Raw genomic sequence first — 19,882 nt, forward strand, 5'->3', positions numbered from 1 at the left:
ATGGCAGGAAACGCAGTAATTCATTTAAGCAACGTTGATGTTTTTCAACAAAAACACTTGGTACTCTCAAACGTAAATTTACACATCGAAAAGGATGAATTTATTTTCTTAATCGGTCAAACAGGTTCGGGTAAAAGTAGCTTATTGAAGATTTTATATGGCGATTTACACATTGGCAATGGTGAAGGCAATATTGCTGGTTTCGATTTAAAAAACCTGAAAGAAAGCCAGGTACCATTTTTACGCCGAAAGTTGGGTGTAGTTTTCCAAGATTTCCAGCTTTTAACTGATAGAACAATTGAAAAAAACCTGGAATTTGTTTTGAAAGCAACCGGTTGGAACGATCAAAAATTGATTAACGAACGCATCAAAGACGTTTTGGATAAGGTGGGTTTGCGGTCAAAAATAAAGAAAATGCCGCATGAGATTTCAGGTGGCGAGCAGCAACGCATTGTAATTGCAAGAGCTTTGCTTAACGATCCTGAAATTATTCTGGCTGATGAGCCGACTGGAAATTTAGATCCGGAAACTTCAGAAGAAATTGTAACGCTTTTAAAGCAAATTAGTCAGGCCGGCACAGCTGTTTTAATGGCTACACACGATTACCATATCATCCGTACTTTTCCATCACGTATTATTAAATGCGAAAATGGAGTAGTGCTCGAAGGCGCACAAATAGCCTAATGGTTTCAGGATTTTAGATTTACGATTTTAGAGTTTTATCTTGCTGAAATCGTAAATTTACAACTATCCATTCCATATCCCATACTGCCAAATCGTAAATCAAAAATCTACAATAGTATTTCTCCTGTCAATCTGTTCAGATTATTTCAAAGAAATCTGACAGCTTGGCTGATTTACAGTTATGGCAAAATAGTTGCGATTAACACAAAAAATTCAGCCTAGTATTATGTTTAATAAGAAGAAAAATAACGATAAAGAAGAAAATATAATGAATCCTGAAAATACATCAGAAAATGCTGCTGAAAATGTAGAAAATACTGATGCCTCTATAAATGAGACTGAACAAGCCCCAGAATTATCTGCAGAAGAGAAATTACAAGCAGAAGTTCAACAGCTAAACGATAAATATTTACGCTTATATGCAGAGTTTGATAATTACAAACGCCGTACTCAAAAAGAACGTGTTGAGCTTTTGCAAACTGCAGGTAAAGATGTAATTATATCGTTATTACCAGTTTTAGATGATTTTGATCGTGCTTTAAAAGCAATGGAAACTGCTGCCGATGTAGCGCCTGTTAAAGAGGGTATTCTATTGGTAAGTACCAAGCTGAAAAATACTTTGGCTCAAAAAGGATTGAAAGATGTAGAAAGCATCAATCAGCCATTTAATACTGATTTTCATGAAGCAATTACCAATATTTCTGCACCAAATGAAGATTTGAAAGGAAAAGTAATTGATGAGGTTGAAAAAGGTTATACATTAAATGATAATGTAATTCGCTTTGCAAAGGTTGTAGTTGGAGCATAAAAAATTAATTATTGAATGCTAAAATGAGTGAGTGATTGAATGTTTAACATTTTCTGATTCAATCATTTTAAATTCAATCATTTTAAATAGAGATGAGTAAAAGAGATTATTACGACGTATTAGGCGTTAGCAAAAGTTCGGCAGCCGATGAGATAAAGAAAGCCTATCGCAAGATGGCGATTAAATATCACCCAGATAAAAACCCTGGAGATAAAGCTGCTGAAGATAAATTTAAAGAAGCAGCTGAAGCTTACGAAGTTTTAAGTAGCCCTGAAAAAAAGCAAAGATATGATCAGTTTGGTCACGCGGGTGTAGGCGGTGCCAGTGGCGGTGGTTACGGTGGTGGTGGAATGAACATGGATGATATCTTCAGTAATTTTGGAGATGTTTTCGGTGGTCATAATCCTTTTGAGAGCTTTTTTGGCGGCGGCGGCGGAGGCCAGCAACGTGGCGGTCGTAGAGTAGCTAAAGGTTCTAATTTGCGCATTAAGGTTAAGCTAACACTTGAAGAAATTGCTCACGGTGCCGAGAAAAAAATCAAAGTTAATAAGTTAATCGTTTGTAAAACCTGCGATGGATCGGGCGCTAAAGATAAATCATCAGTAAGTACTTGTGGTACTTGCGGTGGTAGTGGACAAGTTCGCAGGGTAACCAATACCATTTTAGGACAGATGCAAACTGCATCTACCTGCCCTACCTGTAATGGTAGCGGCCAACAAATTACTGCTAAATGTAATGTTTGCCATGGCGATGGTGTTGTTCGTGGCGAAGAAACCATTACCATTAACATTCCTGCAGGTGTGAGCGAAGGCATGCAGTTAAGCATGAGTGGAAAAGGTAATGCAGCGCCAAACGGTGGTATTCCTGGAGATTTGATTATTTTAATCGAAGAAATCCCTCACGAAACCTTAAAACGCGAAGGCAATAATATTGTTTATGATTTACATTTAAGCTTCGTTGATGCTGCTTTAGGAATGAGTCTTGAAGTACCAACAATTGACGGCAAAGCAAAAATTAAAATCGAACCTGGAACCCAGAGCGGAAAATTATTACGCTTAAAAGGAAAAGGTTTGCCCGAGGTTAATTCATACCACAGAGGTGATGAGATTATTCACATCAATATCTGGACACCAAAGGCTTTAAGTAGCGATGAGCGTGATGCGCTTGAGAAATTACGAGAATCTCCAAATTTCAAACCTCAACCAGGTAAAAATGATAAAAGTTTCTTCGAAAGAATGAAAGAATATTTTGAGTAATTATTTTTTGATAAAAAAAAAACCGATGGCAAAACCATCGGTTTTTTTGGTTTATACGATCAAGTTAATCCACAAAACTATTATAGGTTGTGCGCATATAATCGTGCTTTCTTATTAAATCATCCGCATTATTTTCGGTTATCTTACCAGATGTTGCAGCATCTCTCATTACTTTTCTGGCTTCTATTAAATACTCATTGAAACTATCGTTAAAGCGTTTAAAAGAGCCGTCCTTTCCAGGATATTCTGCTGTATTCGGCACACTCATTTCAACATGTTTCTTATTCTGAACTTCTAAAGCAGCATAGGCTGCTTTAATTTTAGCTTCATCAGCTTTGTAATTTTTTGATTCTAAAATCAATTTATTAAATTCCCCTACAGCTTTACGATCATCCTTCATCGCAAAAATATATTCTTTCAACGGATGGGTTTTTAAAATGATACGCTCTGCATCATCACCAATCACTTCCAATTTTGCCAGAACATTTTCATCATATTTATAATAGGTTTTACTCATGGCGTAAATAGAATCGATGAGCTTTTTTCCTCTGCTACCTTTATCATCTTTCCAATCCTCCGCTTTAAGGTAATCATCCAATGATTTATAAGCATCCTTAATTTTCGTCATCGATTCATTCAAACCTGCTACATTATCTTTAAAATACTTTTGATCGTCACTGCTTAATACCGAAGGTGGCGTTTCGGGTTTTACCTTTGAGGTGCTAAAATGTGGAGTAGAATAAGCTGGAATAATGCCTATGAAAGCAAACCGATCATTAGGATTTGCTAAACCCTTCGCTATTTTTTTCAAGTTTCCATCTAATCTTTTTAGGTATTCATTATTTTTATCAGTAAAGCCCACCAGCACATTGTTATAGGCTACAATTTCATTTGCATCATCATTGCTGGCTTCGGCATATTCGGTTTTAGCACTTCCATCTTTTTTATCCCCGCCTTTACACGCAGCGAATGAAATCGCCGCCGCGACAACCAATAGTTTAATAGGTAGTTTCATCAATTTAGTTTTTGTTTTATATCTGATTAATTAGTTAAAAGGCATGCTACGATCAAATAAATGCTTAACAATAATAACTTCGGGATGTTTGTGCAAAGAGCGAATGCTTTCTGTTGGAATGATTAATTAAAACTAAATTTTATTCTCCTAAAAACAAAATTTATTTTATATGAATTCTTTTTTTTACTAATTTTTTTAGTAAATTTAATCATGGAAAATTTATATTTAGTTTGCTTAATTCCACCTAAGGATATAGTAGAGGAACTTGATGAGATGAGAAATTTTATTTCTGCTAAATTTAATGTTCATGAGTCGCTCAAACGACCAGCACACATCACGCTTTACGATCCGGTAAAACTAACTTTATCACAAGAGGAAAGGTTTTTCAGTGCTTTAAATGATGCAGCCTATTCGGAATCATTTGAGCAGATTTTATTTAACTTCAAATCTTTTCCCGAGCATACATTTTATGTAGATGCGGAACAGAATAAAGGCATAATGAATTTAAAGCAGGAAATTGATCAAAAATTGAAGCCTATGGAATTGCTCGAAAACAATAGGCTTAAATTTAACCCTCATGTAACGCTGGCTTTTAGAGATGTTAAACCAGAAGTTTGCCGACAAATAATTGCCGCGTTTAAAGATAGAACATTCAAGAGAAAATTTATTGTTTCAGGCTTTTCGGTTTATAAGCATAATGGCAAAAGATGGCAACCCTTTAAAGAGATTCTATTTAAAATACCAGCAGAAAAACCAAAAGCGTTAACCCTTTTTGGATAATTAAAAAGGCATACCGATACCGAAATTATACTGAACAAAACGATAGGTATCTGGAGTATGAGTTAAATTATACTGTTCTTTGAAAGCTTTTGAACCTGAAAACATTTTGCCAATAACCCATTGATCTCCACTTCCAAACTGTGGATCTTTTAATTTAAAACCTACATCGAATCTAAACACGAAATACTGAACATCGTAACGTAAACCAAAACCGGTACCAATAGCAATCTGTTGAGCCAATTTGCCAAGTTTAAAAACAGTTAATTCATCTAATTCAGAAACCTGTTGACTAATTGATTCTCCTAAACGTACATTCCAGATATTTCCAGCATCAACAAATGCTGCGCCTCTTAAGGTTGCGCCAAAAAACTTTTTGGCCAATGTAAAACGATATTCGAAATTGGTTTCGAGACGCATTGTACCTAGCTGATCCAAACCGAACAATGCTTTTCTTAATGTTTCAGATGCAATAACTTCTCTATTGTAATTACCCGGGCCAACAGTTCTGGCTTGCCAAGCCCTTAAACCACTTGATCCACCAGCAAAAAATTGTTTTTCAAAAGGTATACCTGTTAAGATAGAGTTGCCATAAGAATATGCTAAACCGGTATTTAAACGGGCAATAAACTGTCTTTCCCCACCCAAATGTTTATACCATCTTAAATCTACCTCTGGCCTAACATATTGATTAAACGGCAAGCCAAGAATCCTTGCGGGATTATTATTTGCCGGATCGCTATCTGATCCACCAAGTTTAGAAATACCCTGCAAAAGGTTTCCTGCAATATCAATATTAGCCCTTAAGTAAAAGAAAGTTCGCAATTGGCTTAATTTATCAGCATTTAAAGTGTAGCTATATTTCATGCCCAACGTTAAATCCTGACGTCTTAATAATGTGGCGTAGTATAAATTATTAGCAACTTCATTTACATCCAAACTATCACTTAAATTTCCAAACCGGTATTCGAAATTTAGAGGCGTAAATGAATGCAGTTTCGATTTGGTTTCAAACCAATCGTATGTAACTGAATTAATGAAGATGTTTCGAACAGATACATTTTTCTGCAAAGCATAAATATAACTTGATGAAAATGTAGTATGCGGCATACCGTTGCCACCCAATACCGGATTGTAGAATGGTATAATTAACCTCGGAACGGTAATACTTGCGCTAACGGAGAAATCTCGCTGATAAATATCTTTAAATGGAGAAGATCCATTACCGATACGAGACTGCAACCCGCCTTTTACCTGAAATTCGAAGCGCTCGGCTCCCCTAAATAAGTTATTATTGGTATAGGTATTACTGATATTCACACCCACCGTTCCACCATTAAACGGCACCTCGCCTTCTATCCTATTGCTCATCACCTTTTGGGGCGTAACCATTATAATTGGATTAATTTTATTGCCAGTACTATCCCGATTGAAATAATCGATTTTTACATTTTTAAAGATATTCAACTCATATAAACGATCGTAAGTTAAATTTTCATTTCTAATGTCGTAAAGGTCTCCCTGCTTTAAAAAATCGTAACGAAGTATTGGGTTTCTTCTATATCGTTTTGATAAATCGGTAAATGAAACACCTCCAGCGGTATCTCTATTCACATAATTTCTTAACGAATCGGGGAAACCATCAGGACTTGGCGCTATGATCATATAAGTAGTACCAATTCTATATTGCTTGTGCGGTCCGGTAGGTGGATTGGTAATATTTAAGCGTAAATCTACCTTTTGTGGTTGCTCGGTTTCAATCACATCAAAATTTACATACGGACGTAAAAAATAGAAGTAACCGTTTTCCTTCATCACCCTGTAAATTTGCTCACGTTCGTAGGTAAGAGAATCTACATCATAACGCATGCCCCAATGCAAACGGGTAAAACTTGGCTTATTGCTTTCATAAACATCTTTAACCGATTTACTAAATATCGAGTCGCTAAGTTTAGCTACGTAAGATGCTTTACCCTGATCTGCTTCAAAATTGATTTCTGCTTTCTTATTTTCTACTTTAATATCTGCAGTAACCTTGGCATCGAAATAACCTTTGCCGGTTAAAAATTTTTGAATCTGATTTCTGGATATTTCTACCAAAGCACTATCTAAAATGGCTGGTGGAGTACCAAATGGCTTTATATTGTTGGTTTTGTATCGTCCATCTTTGGTATTAAACAAATTATAGAGTGGCACATTTATGCTAAAAGCCGATGCCGGACGAATATCTTTTTGAACATAGTTATAGGCCTGCTCCTCAAACTGTGCATCTACACTATCAATTGTTACCTTTTTCACAATTGATTGATAATCGGGAATATATTTTGTGGATGAACAGCTCTGAATTAAAACAATAATAAATAGTAATATTGCAGTGCTTTTCAGTTTTATATTTATTAAGTATTGGTATGCTTTCAAAGTCTCAAATTAGTTTTATAAAGTCATTGCATCAAAAAAAATATCGTAAAGAACATGGCTTGTTTTTGGTTGAGGGCATAAAATCAATTATAGAATTTATCCATTCAAGCTACCAAATTCACAGCATATTTTACAATATTGAACAGTCCAATTTGTTACCCAAATTGCCTGCAAATATAAACTTATTTGAAGTAAACAACGTTGAATTAGGTAAGATTAGTACTTTGCAAACCCCACAAGGTTTTTTAGCGATTGTTTATATTCCAAAAGACAAAAAAATTGATCAAAAATCATTGCAAAATGAATTCACTTTAGTGTTAGATGGCGTTCAGGATCCAGGTAACATGGGCACAATTATAAGAACTGCAGATTGGTTCGGTTTCAAAAAAATAATATGTTCGGAAGATACTGTAGAAGCTTTTAACCCTAAAACAGTGCAAGCTACGATGGGTTCGTTAGCAAGGGTTGAAATTTATTATGAAAATTTAACATCCTTTTTAGATCAAAACCAGCTTCCCGTTTTCGGCGCCTTGCTCGATGGGGAATCTATTTACCAAACCAATTGGGGTAAAGAAGGATTGGTAATTTTAGGCAACGAAGGAAAAGGAATTTCAGCAGAGATTATTAAAAAAATAAATAAGCCTGTTACCATTCCTAGGTTTGGAGCGGCAGAATCGTTAAATGTTGCAGTTAGTGCAGCTATTTTTTGTTCTGAATTAGTGCGAGTTAAAAATTAGCCAGATAATAATTAAGATATTATTTGCGGGCTAATTAATAATTGCTATTTTTGCAACCTTGAATTTCAAGGTCGAGTGGCCGAGTGGCTAGGCAGAGGTCTGCAAAACCTTCTACAGCGGTTCGAATCCGCTCTCGACCTCCATTTGTACAAATAAAATAATTAAAAGGTTATTACCATGGCAGTTACCAGATTAAAAAGAAAAGACAGAAGAAATAAAAATACAGCTCACCAAGAGGTAGCATTTTTAAAAAGAGCAACTAACATCGAGTTAGGAAGTCGCTCTGCTCAACCTAAAAACGATCAATTAGCTAAAAACAATGCTGTTTTAGCTGGTTTAGCAAAATAGTTTTTAGAGAGGAATCTTCTTTAAAATTTAAAGCATCCTTCTGATCAAAGGATGCTTTTTTTATGCCTCATATTTTGTAAAGATCAATTGGACATATACCGTCCTTTCCAAAAAGTCAAACCATTTGTAAATGCGATCATTGCGCATCTCCCTTTAAAAAATTGGCAAACCACAAATTCAGATTGATCGAAATTCCAACAAAACTCCACGAATTAAAATTCATCTCCAGCGAATTTTAAATGGATCAATTTGTATTTATCATAAAGCGTACTTTTAAATAAGCGACTCATCATAATATAATTGTATTTGGTTTTCCTAGCAAAATCATTTGCCAATGTTGCATTAATAAATAAATATTAAAATCTTAATAATGAAGATAGACAGGCTACTGATAGTATTAAGTTTAGGCATCCTTTTTACAGCATGCAAAGGACAGGGAAGAAAAGCAAACCAAGTAAGTAACAGTTCTACAGAAGACACCGTGAAGCAGTTTATAATTGGTAATTACATGATTGTACCTGAATCAAAAGAAGTTAGGACATATAAAATGATTGGCGGAGCAAACTGGGATGGCTTTACATTCGAGAAAGACCCGAAAATTAATTACAACACAACAACTTTGCTAGCGCTGGGTAACAATGTCTTTTTTAAGGAATACTTTCCCTTCAATTTTGATGTAGATAAACTGAAAATATTTATGAGGGATGAGTTTTATTTTTTGTGTAGAGACGATAAAAATATTTACTACACGTCTGCACAACTTAAACCAGTTAAGATTGACATTAGTAATTTCGATGCTATAAACGATTTCGTATACAAGTCAAAAAAGAACGGTAAACTATTTTTTCTGGATATTAAATCTTATCAGCTTTTGCCAGTGGAGATAGAAATAGATGAAAAATCTATAACTCACATTGCCACAAATTACTTTTATGATAAAAATGGCCTTTACTTTTTTGGTGAACATTCCAAACTCAATTCGAAAGGGTATTATGATGACTATTTTGCAAAATCCGAAAAGTTGATTGATGCGCAAAACATCAAGCCAATAATTTCAAAGAAATACTTTTTTTACAATAAGCAGGTTTTTGCTACTGATGATAACAATATTAAAAAATTGACTATCAACGGTGATAAAATAATCGAGATCAACATAAATAGTACGGAATCCTTCATAACTGATGGAAAAACAATCTACAGCGATTTAAATTATGGATATGACGACAATGAGCATAACGAAAAAGGATATTACGGAATTTGGTATCCTGCATTATATTCCAATATCGATCTTCAAAAAATCTATTCCCCACAACTTTACTTTCAAAAAAGTGGAAATTCGGTTGTATTTAATAAGTATGATCCAAATAATTTTCAAGGATTGATCGCCAGAATTAATAATGGCTATTTTCTATTGGCCGATAAAAAGAAAACGCCTATTGAGAAAATGCTTTTTTATCATCCTGAAACCAAGAGCACTGAAATATTTGAAGAAAAGTATCTTAAAATATATCCCATTGAAAGATTTTTACAATATAAAAACGTCCTTTATTTTGAGGGTATACCAGTAGAAACCTCAAAGCTGAACATGAGTAACCTTCGCGAAATCAAAAACTCTAATTACTTAACTGACGGAAAATCTTTAATTTATCTGGGTAATATTGGCGGGTACGGAAATATTGAAAAAGATGGTATCGAGTATGCGGAATTTAACGATCGGATTATCGAAAATGTATATACAGCTAATATGAAACCGATAAATGCAGATTTACTTTCTGACGGACTGACGTTGATTAGCAGCGCACAAAAAATAAAAATTAAACGCCTGGGCTTAAATGTAAAAATTGTTGAGTAAGGATCAGGCAGCTTTATTGCTAACAGATTTATAATTTGCAAATCTTTCCATTATTTATTTTTTTTTGCTAAACTTTAAATGATGAAAGAGAATGAATTACATAATGATAAAATTGCTAGATTAACTTTTGCTGGTGTGTATCCTCACTATGTGGCAAAAATAGAACGTAAAGGAGGAACCATAAAAGAATTACAGGAAGTTGTAGAATGGCTAACGGGATTCGATGAAAAAAAGCAACAGGATCTTATCGAGCAGAAAGTTAATTTTCAAACATTTTTTGATCAGGCAGAGCTTAATGTAAATGCCTCAAAAATTACAGGTGTAATTTGTGGTTACCGCATTGAGGAAATTGAAAATCAACTTACTCAGAAAATCAGATATTTAGATAAGCTTGTTGATGAGCTTGCGAAAGGCAAAAAAATGGAGAAAATTTTGCGATCATAACAAAAAGCGTATTCAACTCCTTGATGTTTTATTTAACGAGGCTTTTGCAGATAGATTTAATCAAACCCGGACCTTCGTATATAAAACCGGTGTACAATTGAACCAAACTTGCACCAGCATCCAATTTATCTTGTGCATCTTGAGCAGAATGAATACCACCTACCCCAATAATTGGAAATGCATTATTCGATTTTTCTGAAAGATATTTAATTACTTCGGTCGATCGCTCCTTTACTGGTTTACCACTTAAACCACCCGTTTCATCGGCTAATGTTTTTTCGGTTGCTAAATTTTCCCGGCTGATAGTGGTGTTTGTGGCAATAATCCCTGCAATATTAGTTTCAGCAACAATCTCAATAATATCATCTAATTGCGCATTTGTTAAATCGGGTGCAATTTTCAACAAAATTGGTCGCGAAATATCATTTTTTCGATTGCGTTGTTGAAGTGTATTTAGTATTCTTTTTAAAGGCTCCTTTTCTTGCAATTCACGTAAACCTGGCGTATTTGGAGAACTTACATTTACTACAAAGTAATCAACTACATCAAATAATCTATCAAAACATTTGATATAATCGCTTACGGCATCTTCGTTTGGGGTTGCTTTATTTTTACCAATGTTTCCGCCAACTACAATATCAGGATGTTTATCTTTTAGCAAACGCAAACGCTCTGCCATCACATCAACACCTTTGTTATTAAAACCCATTCGGTTAATTAAGGCTTCATCATTCGGTAAACGAAACATCCGGGGTTTATCATTACCAGGTTGTGGCATTGGCGTAACCGTACCCACCTCAATAAAACCGAAACCAAGGTTGCTTAAGGCTTCAACATATTCACCATTTTTATCGAAACCGGCAGCCAAACCAACAGGATTTCTAAATTTAATTCCGAAAACTTCTTTCTCTAAGCCTTTAATATGAAAATCGAAACTGCTACGGATAATGGTTTTACCCAATGGAAACTTATCATTAAACCACTTTAAACGTTTAACAACGAAATAATGAACGTTTTCCGGGTCAAACTTGAAGAATATTGGTTTAATAAGGCGATACATGCCACGAAGATAAATAAAATATGGAAAAGAATGTAGGGATGGAAGATGTAAGATGGATAATGGGATACGACTGGTAACTTACTTTCCATCTTACATTCTATAATCTTACATCGCAACACACATTTCCCATCATCCATCTTACATCTTACATCACTTAGTATGCTGCCGTAAATTGCTCTTGGTGGTGTGCATTGTTTTCCAACTCATCAGCCAGCACAATAGATAAATCTTCTGCAGATAAAATTGAGCGGCCATCTTCATTAAAAACGGGTGAAGTTTTTCCTAAACGATATTTACCTGTACGGCCAGTAGTAATTCCCTGGTGCATTTCAATTGCAGGACTAAAAAATAACCAATCTAATTCCTTCTCTTGCTTTAAAATATTAAAATAATCCCTCACTGCAGATGCTCCAGGATAAATCTCTTTTGGAAACTCCGGTCCATCTACCAACTGATTTCCATCAATCTGCAAGGTACCTGCACCGCCGATAAAAATGTAACGTTTAACACCCGATGCTTTTACCGCTGCTTGAATTGCCTCGGCCCCTGCTATGGTGTCGTTATAAAGATTTGGGTTAGTCCAGCCTGCGTTAAAAGCACTAATCACAGCATCGACACCTTTTAGGGCTTCAGCTAGTTGTTCAGTATCCAAAACATCAACCGATACTTTAGTTACTTTTTCATCGGTGTTTTCAATTTTTGTGGTATCACGGGCAATGGCAATTACTTCGTTTCCGCGACTAACTAATTCGTTTAAAAGGGCTTTACCTACAAAACCTGAGGCGCCTATCAATGCTACTTTCATATTATTTAATTTAAATTAATTAATTGTAATGTATTTTATTACAGTTTTATGTAAAAAATTTTTATTTGAATTTTAATGCAAAATCTGCTAAAGTATGCTTAGATAAATTTTCGATCAGTGCATTTTCTGCATCGCTGTAAAGTGTATTTAAATGCTGGTTAATCTGTTTTCCAATCGGGCATTTTGGGTTAGGTTCATTTTTACTTTGCCCTAAAATATTATTGTCTCTAACCGCACTATAAACTTCTCCCAAGTTAATAGCATCTGCGTTTTTAGCCAGAAAAGAGCCCCCACCTTTCCCCTCTTTGCTATCTACAAAGCCATGTTTACGCAGGTTTATAATTTCCTTTCGCACCAAAACAGGATTAATATTTATGCTCCCAGCCAAATAATCAGAACTTACCACGCTCCCCTTTGCGTCATCAAGCAAAGTTAAAATGTGTAAGGAAATTGGAAAACGGCTAGTGTTCATTCTGTAATTAATTTTATTACAGTACAAATGTATACATATTTCTTTATAATCAAAATTTATTTTTTTTTTGAAGAGCAGTTACAGAAGCTTCTTTTAAGGTTAGTCCCGCTATCACTGCAAGTCCTCATCCTCGTTCCTCGTCTTCCGGGCTTTACGTTCTATCGGGTCTATTTAACCCTGGTAAGGCAAAATATTTTCGGCCAGCATAAATGCCAATAGATTGAAATCTGTTTTCCTTTTATAGTATTTGAAGAATTTATACTTTAAGCAAATAATTAAGCTGAGCATATTGTAAAAGCATAATTGTTTTCCCGTCTTTAATTTCACCTGTTGCAATCATGGCGATTGCATCACTAAAAGTGATTTCCAGAACTTCTATATTTTCTTGCTCTTCATGGTGACCACCACCCTCACTCACTTTCATTTCTTTTGAGTACTCGGCTACAAAGAAATAGAGAATCTCGGTTACCGATCCTGGCGACATATAAGCTTCAAAAACCTTTTTCACATCTTTAATTTTGTAGCCCGTTTCTTCTTCCGTTTCGCGTTTTATTGCCGTTTCTGGGTTATCCAAATCCAATAAACCTGCACAAGTTTCAATGAGCATTCCACTTGCGTTACCATTTAAATAGGTTGGTAATCGAAATTGACGAGTTAGAATTACTGTCTGATTGTTTTTATTGTAAAGTAAAATGGTTGCTCCGTTGCCTCTATCATAAGCCTCGCGATTTTGGGTTTCTACTGTACCATCTTTCTTCTTATACTCGAATGTAATTTTATTTAAGGTGTACCAATTATCTGAAAGGATTTCTGTGCTTAAAATTTTAATGTTTTCGTTGTTCATTCGTTATGCGCTTTGAATCCAAATATATCAATTTAACCGTCGACTAAAGTCAACGGCAATGAAATGCAAAGTGGTAAACAAAGTTGATCAAAATAACACCATTAATTCTTTGCCATCTTACTTCAGCACATGGAATTTTGAACTAGATACCTGCACCACGCAACAGGCAATACGAAGCACCATTTTTTGTTTCTAAACCTGATAGTAGCGAAAATCCTTTTTGGTGCAGGTATTCGACAAGCTCAGACTGACATGAACAAAAAGATTGTAGCGAATAGAAGGAACAAACTTTAACAAAATCATTTGCCTTCGCTTTCCAAATATCAAAATTGTTAAGCATTTGTCTATTTAGATTTCGGAAAGGAATTAGCTTTTAAAATTCGTACTTTTGCAGCCGAAATGATTTCAATAAATAACTTAACATTCCTAATTGGCTCAAGGGCCTTATACGACGAAGCCAACTGGCACATTAAACCGGGCGACAGAGCAGGTTTAATTGGCGCTAACGGAACAGGAAAATCGACACTTTTAAAAATTATTGTAGGCGAATATGCTCCTAGTTCGGGTACGGTTTCGATGTCTAAAGACTTGAAAATCGGCTACTTAAATCAGGATTTACTTTCTTACGAATCGCACCATAGTATTTTACATGTGGCCATGGAGGCTTTTGAGCGCCAAAACCAGCTGCATGATGAGATTGAAGAACTACTAAAAAAAATAGAAACTGATTACAGTGAAGAGGTTTTATATAAATTAAGCGACAAACAGCAGGAATTTGAGGCTTTGGATGGTTATAACATCGAATATAGGGCCAATGAAATTTTAGCGGGTTTAGGTTTTAGCACCGCAGACCAGCATCGTCCACTAAATACTTTTTCTGGAGGTTGGCGAATGCGGGTAATGTTGGCGAAAATTCTTTTGCAAACGCCCGATATTTTACTGCTGGATGAGCCGACCAACCACATGGATTTACCATCAATTAAGTGGTTGGAAAACTATTTGGCTACTTTTGAGGGTGCAATTGTAATTGTATCTCACGATAGGTATTTCTTGGATAAGATTGTGAACCGTACGGTTGAATCTCGCAAAGGAAAGTTAAATGTTTACGCCGGGAATTATAGCTTTTATGTAGAAGAAAAAGCTTTACGTGGCGAAATTCAAAAGGGAGAATTTAAAAATCAGCAGGCAAAAATTAAACAGGAAGAGCGTTTAATTGAACGATTTAAAGCGAAAGCATCGAAAGCAAAAATGGCGCAATCGCGTATGAAAGCTTTAGATAAAATGGAGCGTGTGGATGATGTAGATGATGATAACCCAACGGTAAATTTCAGCTTCAAATTCACTAAACCGTCTGGCCGACATGTAGTTCGTATTGAACATGCCACCAAACATTATCCGAATGTTCACATTTTGCAGGATGCTGAAGCGGTGATAGAAAAAGGTGATAAAATTGCTTTGATTGGTGCCAATGGTAAAGGTAAATCGACTTTACTGAGAATGATTGCCGGAACGGAAAAATTTGAAGGTTTCTGTGAAACCGGACATAATGTTACCACCACTTTCTTTGCACAGCACCAACTGGAATCGCTTCATCTTGATAATGCCATTTTAGAAGAACTGCAAGCTTTTGCCCCAAAACACACCGATACTGAGTTACGCAGTATTTTGGGCTGTTTCTTATTTACGGGTGATGATGTTTTCAAAAAGATCAAAGTTTTATCGGGTGGAGAAAAATCGCGTGTGGCTTTGGCAAAATCGCTTACAACAGATTCGAACTTTTTGATTTTGGATGAGCCTACCAACCACTTGGATATTCAGTCGGTAAATATCTTAATCCAGGCTTTACAGCAATTTGAAGGTACATTTATTGCTGTTTCTCACGATAGGTATTTCTTAGATAATGTGGCTAATAAAATCTGGTTTATCGAAAACGAGCAGATTAAACAATATCCGGGTACTTATGCCGAATACGAAGAGTGGAACAGCAAACGGGAAATTCCGATATCGAAACCCATTCCGGTTAAGATGCCTGAAAAACAGAAGGAAGAGCCAAAACCTGTTGCACCAAACACCGCCAACCAACTAAAAAAATTGAATGATGGGCTGAAAAAAATTGAAGAATCAATTTCGGAATTGGAAGCAGCAGTAAAAAATATTGAAGTAGAATTGGCAGACGAGCAAGTTTACAGCAAAGCCGATAAACTGGCTGAAGCGAACAAACGTTATTTGGCTGCAAAACAAGATTTAGATAACAGCCAAGCTAAGTGGGAAACTTTAGCGGCTGAAATTATGGAACTGGAAGGTTAATCTTTTCCGCCATTGCGAAGCCGATTCTTCATCGGCTGTGGCAATCTTATAACCTTAAAGCCGGAGATTTTTCTGCGGCTTTTTTATTTGCCATGGAAACACGGAAGACACGGAAAGAAGATTGAAGAATATGTATTAATCGTTTCGTGTAGCCACGAACAATGGCCTGAAAAATTCCGTACAAATCCGTGTTTCCTTAGCAATTTTTATTTTTGTACATGCCCACCTTGTAGTAAATCTTTTAAAATTGATTAATACTTTTTACTTTTAACCATGCAAAAACTAATCGTATTACTTTTATTTTTCATCCCTAGCCTAACCTTTTCCCAAACTGATAAAAATTTTGTTTACGAGAATAAAATCTATCTCCCCAACATTAAAACGGTACTTTGTTACAACAGTACCCGCGAACAAAGCCTACCGGTTATTCAATTAAATTCATCAGAAACCATCACTTTTATGTTCGATGATTTGCTGGCCGGAACAAAAAATTATTGGTATTCCATTGAACATTGCACATCAGATTGGCAGCCTTCAAGAATATCAACAATTGATTATCTGGGCGGATTTAATGATGATAGAATCATTTACTACCGATACTCTTCGAACACAACCAGAAAGTACACACATTACGAATTAAATTTTCCGAATACGCAAATCCAACCAAAAATTGGAGGCAATTACTTATTAAAAGTTTATATCGATGGTGATAAAAACCAACCTGTAATTTCGCAACGTTTTTATATTGTTGATAATCAGGTTGCGGTGGCTGCTGAAGTTACCAATTCTATGCAGGTTGCCGATCGCAATACCAAGCAAAAAATTAATTTTACCATCAACCATTCTGTGCCTATTCCCAATCCTTATCAGGATTTAAAAGCAATTGTAATGCAGAATTTTAATTCGAATACTGCACAAATTAACACCAGACCATCATTCATCCGTCCAAACCAATTGGTTTTTAATGATTTAACTACGAATGACTTTTGGGGAGATAATGAATTCAGGAAATTTGACACCAGGAGTTTACGTTACAAAGCAGATAATGTTAAAGATATTTTCCGTGATAATGAATCGGTTAATGTAATGCTTTTTCAGGATGCACCTAGAAATACTGGTGCCTTTGCCAATCAATACGATGAAAATGGCAATTTCTACATTAAAAATACCGATGGCAGAGATGATAAAACCGAAGCAGAATACATGGGTGTACTTTTTACGCTCAATGCCGCCGCACCTACCGCAAATGGAGATGCTTATGTAATTGGTCGCTTCAACAATTATACTTTAAGCAAAGAAAACAAAATGATTTACGATGCCGGACGGAAGCAGTTTTATTCAAATATCATGTTAAAACAAGGTTTGTATGATTATGAATATGCTTGGTTTAATAATGACACTAAAACTTTGGAGAGTCAGTATTTTGAAGGTTCATTTTTTCAAACTGAAAATAGTTACCAAATTTTTGTTTACTACCGCCGCCCCGGAGCACGTTGGGAAACATTGGTAGGCTATGCTAATATTAGCAATAGAGTTACAGATCGGAGATAAGCGGTTTTTAACGCAATAATTGTCATTTATACTTTTATTGTTACACAATTCTTCTTGATTTTGATATTGGATATTTACTTTAGTAATCAGATTATTAAGTAACTATACAGTGCTTTTATAAAGCATTAGCTAACCAACTATGATGTTTAAGAATGTTATTGCAGCCGCTTTAATTTTACTTACTTACGGGCAAATTTTTGCTCAAAATACGCTAAAATCCTACACTCAAACTGTTAATGGCACCAAACTAACTTTTGATATGCAGGCCATTCCTGCAGGAAATTTTCAAATGGGTAGCAAATCAGGCAAAGCAGATGAGCAACCCATCCACGAGGTAAAAATCGATGCCTTTTGGATGGCTAAATACGAGTTAACCTGGGATCTTTTCGAACCATTTCTTTATCGTGATTATGAGAAACAAGCCAGTTTAACTACAATTCCAGCAGAGGTTGATGCTGTTACAAGGCCAACCAAACCTTATCTCGACATGACTTTTGGAATGGGTAAAGAAAATCAGCCTGCCGTAGCCATGACCCAATACAACGCCATTCAATTTTGCAAATGGTTGTATGTACGAACCGGCGTTTTTTATCGCCTACCTACCGAAGCCGAATGGGAATATGCCTGCAAAGCGGGAAGCAATACGATTTATTCTTTTGGAAATGATGCTTCAAATTTGAAAGACCATGCCTGGTTCGCCGGTAATAGTGATAACAAAACACATCCTGTTGGTCAGAAAAAACCCAATGCCTGGGGCTTGTTTGATATGCATGGCAATGTTAGCGAATGGACTTATGATCAATACCTAGCCAACTTTTATGAGAATGGAAAAGGTAAAGTTTCAGAAAATCCGGTAGCGGTACCTGAAAAATTATATCCCAATACGGTACGCGGAGGTTCTTATGATGAAACACCCGAAAATTTAACATCGACAACGCGTTTGGCATCCGATCCATCCTGGAAACAATTGGATCCACAAATACCCAAAAGCAATTGGTGGTTTCCTGAAGCACCTTTTGTTGGAATGCGTTTAGTTAGACCAGCCAAAACGCCTAGCAAGGCAGAGATAGAAGCTTACTACAACAAACAACCTATAAAAGATTTATAACATCCAACTGTAAAACCAACCATTCAGAAATGAAAAATAAACCAAACACAACAGAAAGACGAGATTTTTTAAAAGCATCTGCCTTATTGGCTGGAGGAGCCATGTTAAGTAGTTTTCCACTTTCGGGTGCTTATGCATCAGGAAGTGATACTATTAAGATTGCGCTTATTGGCTGTGGCGACAGAGGAACTGGTGCGGCTTTTCAGGCATTGGGCACAAAGTTCAACATAAAATTAGTAGCGATGGCTGATGCTTTTCAAGACCGCCTGGATAGCAGTTACCAATCATTAAGCTCAAAGTTTGCGGCTAAAATGGATGTTCCAAAAGATCGACAATTTGTGGGTTTCGATGCCTATTTAAAAGCTATTCCTTTGGCAGATGTGGTATTGTTGGTTACGCCTCCAGGGTTTAGGCCAATTCATTTTGAAGAAGCAATTAAACAGGGCAAACACGTTTTTATGGAAAAACCGGTTGCGGTAGATGCGCCTGGAATCAGAAAGGTTTTAGCCGCAGCAGAGATTGCCAAAAAGAAAAAACTGAATATAGTTGTTGGTTTGCAACGCCGTTATCAGGCCAATTACCGCGAAGCAATGAAACGTGTTCAAGAAGGCGCCATTGGCGATATCGTATCAGGTCAGGTTTATTGGAACAGCGGTGGTGTATGGGTAAAACCACGTACTGCCAGCCAAACCGAAATGGAATATCAAATGCGAAATTGGTATTATTTTAATTGGCTATGTGGCGATCATATTGTGGAGCAGCATGTGCACAATATAGATATCGCAAACTGGATAAAAGGAACTCATCCAATATCTGTTCAGGGTACAGGAAGTAGGGCTTGGCGAAGCGGAAAAGATTATGGAGAAATTTATGATAACCATGCAGTTGAATTAACATATGCTGACGGATCAGTAATTTACAGTCAATGTAAACATTTTGAGGGTGTTCCCAATCGTGTTGATGAAACATTCCAAGGCACAAAAGGTAAAATTTATTTATCAGCCGGTAACCAGGCTAAACTCTGGGATTGGAAAGGAAACGTGATTTACAATCATAATACAAAAGGCAATGCCAATCCATACCAAACCGAACATGATGAACTTTTTGATGCCATTTCAAAAGGTGAATATAAATTTGATAATGCAGAATATGGCGCACACAGCACTTTAACCGGCATCATTGGCCGTTACGCAACCTATTCGGGCCAAACCATAAAATGGGATGAAGCTTTGGCAGCAGATAACAGTTTGATGCCTGAACGTTTTGCCTGGGATGCTAATCCTAAATTAATGCCTGATGCAAATGGTTTATATCCTATAGCAATGCCAGGAAAAACAAAGGTTTTATAACTAAACTGATGATTAGATTGCTGTTCTTTTGCTTCCCCTTAATTTGT

19 protein-coding genes and 1 tRNA gene are annotated in these 19,882 nt (G+C 36.0%); 13 read left to right on the forward strand and 7 right to left on the reverse strand.

The features are described 5' to 3' along the window. The 3 genes from LUA91_RS04945 (at position 1) to dnaJ (ending at position 2,748) form a co-directional block, all read left to right on the forward strand. Entirely contained in the window at positions 1–684 is a 684-nt protein-coding gene (locus LUA91_RS04945; RefSeq protein WP_231424920.1) for a cell division ATP-binding protein FtsE, read from the forward strand. A gap of 226 nt (positions 685–910) precedes the next feature. Then, complete coding sequence (locus tag LUA91_RS04950; protein WP_231424921.1) at positions 911–1,492, forward strand: nucleotide exchange factor GrpE; 582 nt, start codon at positions 911–913, stop codon at positions 1,490–1,492. A gap of 92 nt (positions 1,493–1,584) precedes the next feature. Then, positions 1,585–2,748, forward strand: coding sequence for a molecular chaperone DnaJ (gene dnaJ, locus LUA91_RS04955; RefSeq protein WP_231424922.1), 1,164 nt, complete (start codon positions 1,585–1,587; stop codon positions 2,746–2,748). Positions 2,749–2,812: 64 nt separating this feature from the next. Here dnaJ and LUA91_RS04960 read toward each other — a convergent pair whose 3' ends face one another. Next, entirely contained in the window at positions 2,813–3,763 is a 951-nt protein-coding gene (locus LUA91_RS04960) for a DUF3829 domain-containing protein (protein WP_231424923.1), read from the reverse strand. Between the two features lie 210 nt (positions 3,764–3,973). Between LUA91_RS04960 and LUA91_RS04965 the strand changes: the two genes are divergently transcribed. After that, positions 3,974–4,543, forward strand: a complete 570-nt coding sequence (locus LUA91_RS04965; RefSeq protein ID WP_231424924.1) for a 2'-5' RNA ligase family protein — start codon at positions 3,974–3,976, stop codon at positions 4,541–4,543. On the opposite strand, the gene LUA91_RS04970 is transcribed toward LUA91_RS04965, so the two are convergent. Continuing rightward, positions 4,544–6,838, reverse strand: a complete 2,295-nt coding sequence (locus LUA91_RS04970; protein ID WP_231424925.1) for a BamA/TamA family outer membrane protein — start codon at positions 6,836–6,838, stop codon at positions 4,544–4,546. A gap of 110 nt (positions 6,839–6,948) precedes the next feature. On the opposite strand from LUA91_RS04970, the gene LUA91_RS04975 reads away from it, so the two are divergent. The 5 genes from LUA91_RS04975 to LUA91_RS04995 all read left to right on the forward strand — a co-directional run bounded on the left by LUA91_RS04975 (position 6,949) and on the right by LUA91_RS04995 (position 10,339). Next, positions 6,949–7,695, forward strand: a complete 747-nt coding sequence (locus tag LUA91_RS04975; RefSeq protein WP_231425046.1) for an RNA methyltransferase — start codon at positions 6,949–6,951, stop codon at positions 7,693–7,695. A 69-nt stretch (positions 7,696–7,764) separates the two neighbouring features. Then, positions 7,765–7,838: transfer RNA gene (locus LUA91_RS04980), tRNA-Cys, on the forward strand. Positions 7,839–7,872: 34 nt separating this feature from the next. Then, positions 7,873–8,043 carry a hypothetical protein gene (locus LUA91_RS04985; protein WP_010602219.1) on the forward strand — a complete coding sequence of 57 codons (171 nt, stop codon included), beginning with the start codon at positions 7,873–7,875 and terminating at the stop codon, positions 8,041–8,043. Between the two features lie 370 nt (positions 8,044–8,413). Beyond that, the gene (locus LUA91_RS04990; protein ID WP_231424926.1) at positions 8,414–9,895 is read left to right on the forward strand and encodes a hypothetical protein; all 1,482 of its coding nucleotides are present in this window, start codon (positions 8,414–8,416) and stop codon (positions 9,893–9,895) included. Between the two features lie 78 nt (positions 9,896–9,973). Then, entirely contained in the window at positions 9,974–10,339 is a 366-nt protein-coding gene (locus LUA91_RS04995; RefSeq protein ID WP_231424927.1) for a DUF2200 domain-containing protein, read from the forward strand. Between the two features lie 28 nt (positions 10,340–10,367). Here the strand turns inward: LUA91_RS04995 and LUA91_RS05000 are convergent, their stop codons facing one another. The 5 genes from LUA91_RS05000 to LUA91_RS05020 all read right to left on the reverse strand — a co-directional run bounded on the left by LUA91_RS05000 (position 10,368) and on the right by LUA91_RS05020 (position 13,860). Further along, positions 10,368–11,399 carry a quinone-dependent dihydroorotate dehydrogenase gene (locus LUA91_RS05000; protein ID WP_231424928.1) on the reverse strand — a complete coding sequence of 344 codons (1,032 nt, stop codon included), beginning with the start codon at positions 11,397–11,399 and terminating at the stop codon, positions 10,368–10,370. Between the two features lie 154 nt (positions 11,400–11,553). Continuing rightward, a complete protein-coding gene (locus tag LUA91_RS05005) occupies positions 11,554–12,204 on the reverse strand; it encodes an NAD(P)-dependent oxidoreductase (RefSeq protein WP_231424929.1) in 651 nt (216 codons plus the stop codon). A 61-nt stretch (positions 12,205–12,265) separates the two neighbouring features. Beyond that, the gene (locus LUA91_RS05010; RefSeq protein ID WP_231424930.1) at positions 12,266–12,676 is read right to left on the reverse strand and encodes an Rrf2 family transcriptional regulator; all 411 of its coding nucleotides are present in this window, start codon (positions 12,674–12,676) and stop codon (positions 12,266–12,268) included. 256 nt (positions 12,677–12,932) lie between these two features. After that, positions 12,933–13,520, reverse strand: a complete 588-nt coding sequence (gene nudK / locus LUA91_RS05015) for a GDP-mannose pyrophosphatase NudK (RefSeq protein WP_231424931.1) — start codon at positions 13,518–13,520, stop codon at positions 12,933–12,935. Positions 13,521–13,662: 142 nt separating this feature from the next. Next, a complete protein-coding gene (locus tag LUA91_RS05020; RefSeq protein WP_231424932.1) occupies positions 13,663–13,860 on the reverse strand; it encodes a hypothetical protein in 198 nt (65 codons plus the stop codon). Between the two features lie 59 nt (positions 13,861–13,919). On the opposite strand from LUA91_RS05020, the gene LUA91_RS05025 reads away from it, so the two are divergent. The 4 genes from LUA91_RS05025 to LUA91_RS05040 all read left to right on the forward strand — a co-directional run bounded on the left by LUA91_RS05025 (position 13,920) and on the right by LUA91_RS05040 (position 19,835). Next, positions 13,920–15,827: an ABC-F family ATP-binding cassette domain-containing protein gene (locus LUA91_RS05025; RefSeq protein WP_231424933.1), complete on the forward strand. Its 1,908-nt coding sequence runs from the start codon at positions 13,920–13,922 to the stop codon at positions 15,825–15,827. 273 nt (positions 15,828–16,100) lie between these two features. Continuing rightward, a complete protein-coding gene (locus LUA91_RS05030; RefSeq protein ID WP_231424934.1) occupies positions 16,101–17,378 on the forward strand; it encodes a DUF5103 domain-containing protein in 1,278 nt (425 codons plus the stop codon). A gap of 139 nt (positions 17,379–17,517) precedes the next feature. Then, positions 17,518–18,486, forward strand: coding sequence for a formylglycine-generating enzyme family protein (locus tag LUA91_RS05035; RefSeq protein ID WP_231424935.1), 969 nt, complete (start codon positions 17,518–17,520; stop codon positions 18,484–18,486). Positions 18,487–18,515: 29 nt separating this feature from the next. Then, positions 18,516–19,835: a Gfo/Idh/MocA family oxidoreductase gene (locus LUA91_RS05040; RefSeq protein WP_231424936.1), complete on the forward strand. Its 1,320-nt coding sequence runs from the start codon at positions 18,516–18,518 to the stop codon at positions 19,833–19,835. Positions 19,836–19,882 lie beyond the last annotated feature (47 nt).

The organism is Pedobacter sp. Leaf250, assembly GCF_920984735.1.
Taxonomy (GTDB): Bacteria; Bacteroidota; Bacteroidia; order Sphingobacteriales; family Sphingobacteriaceae; genus Pedobacter.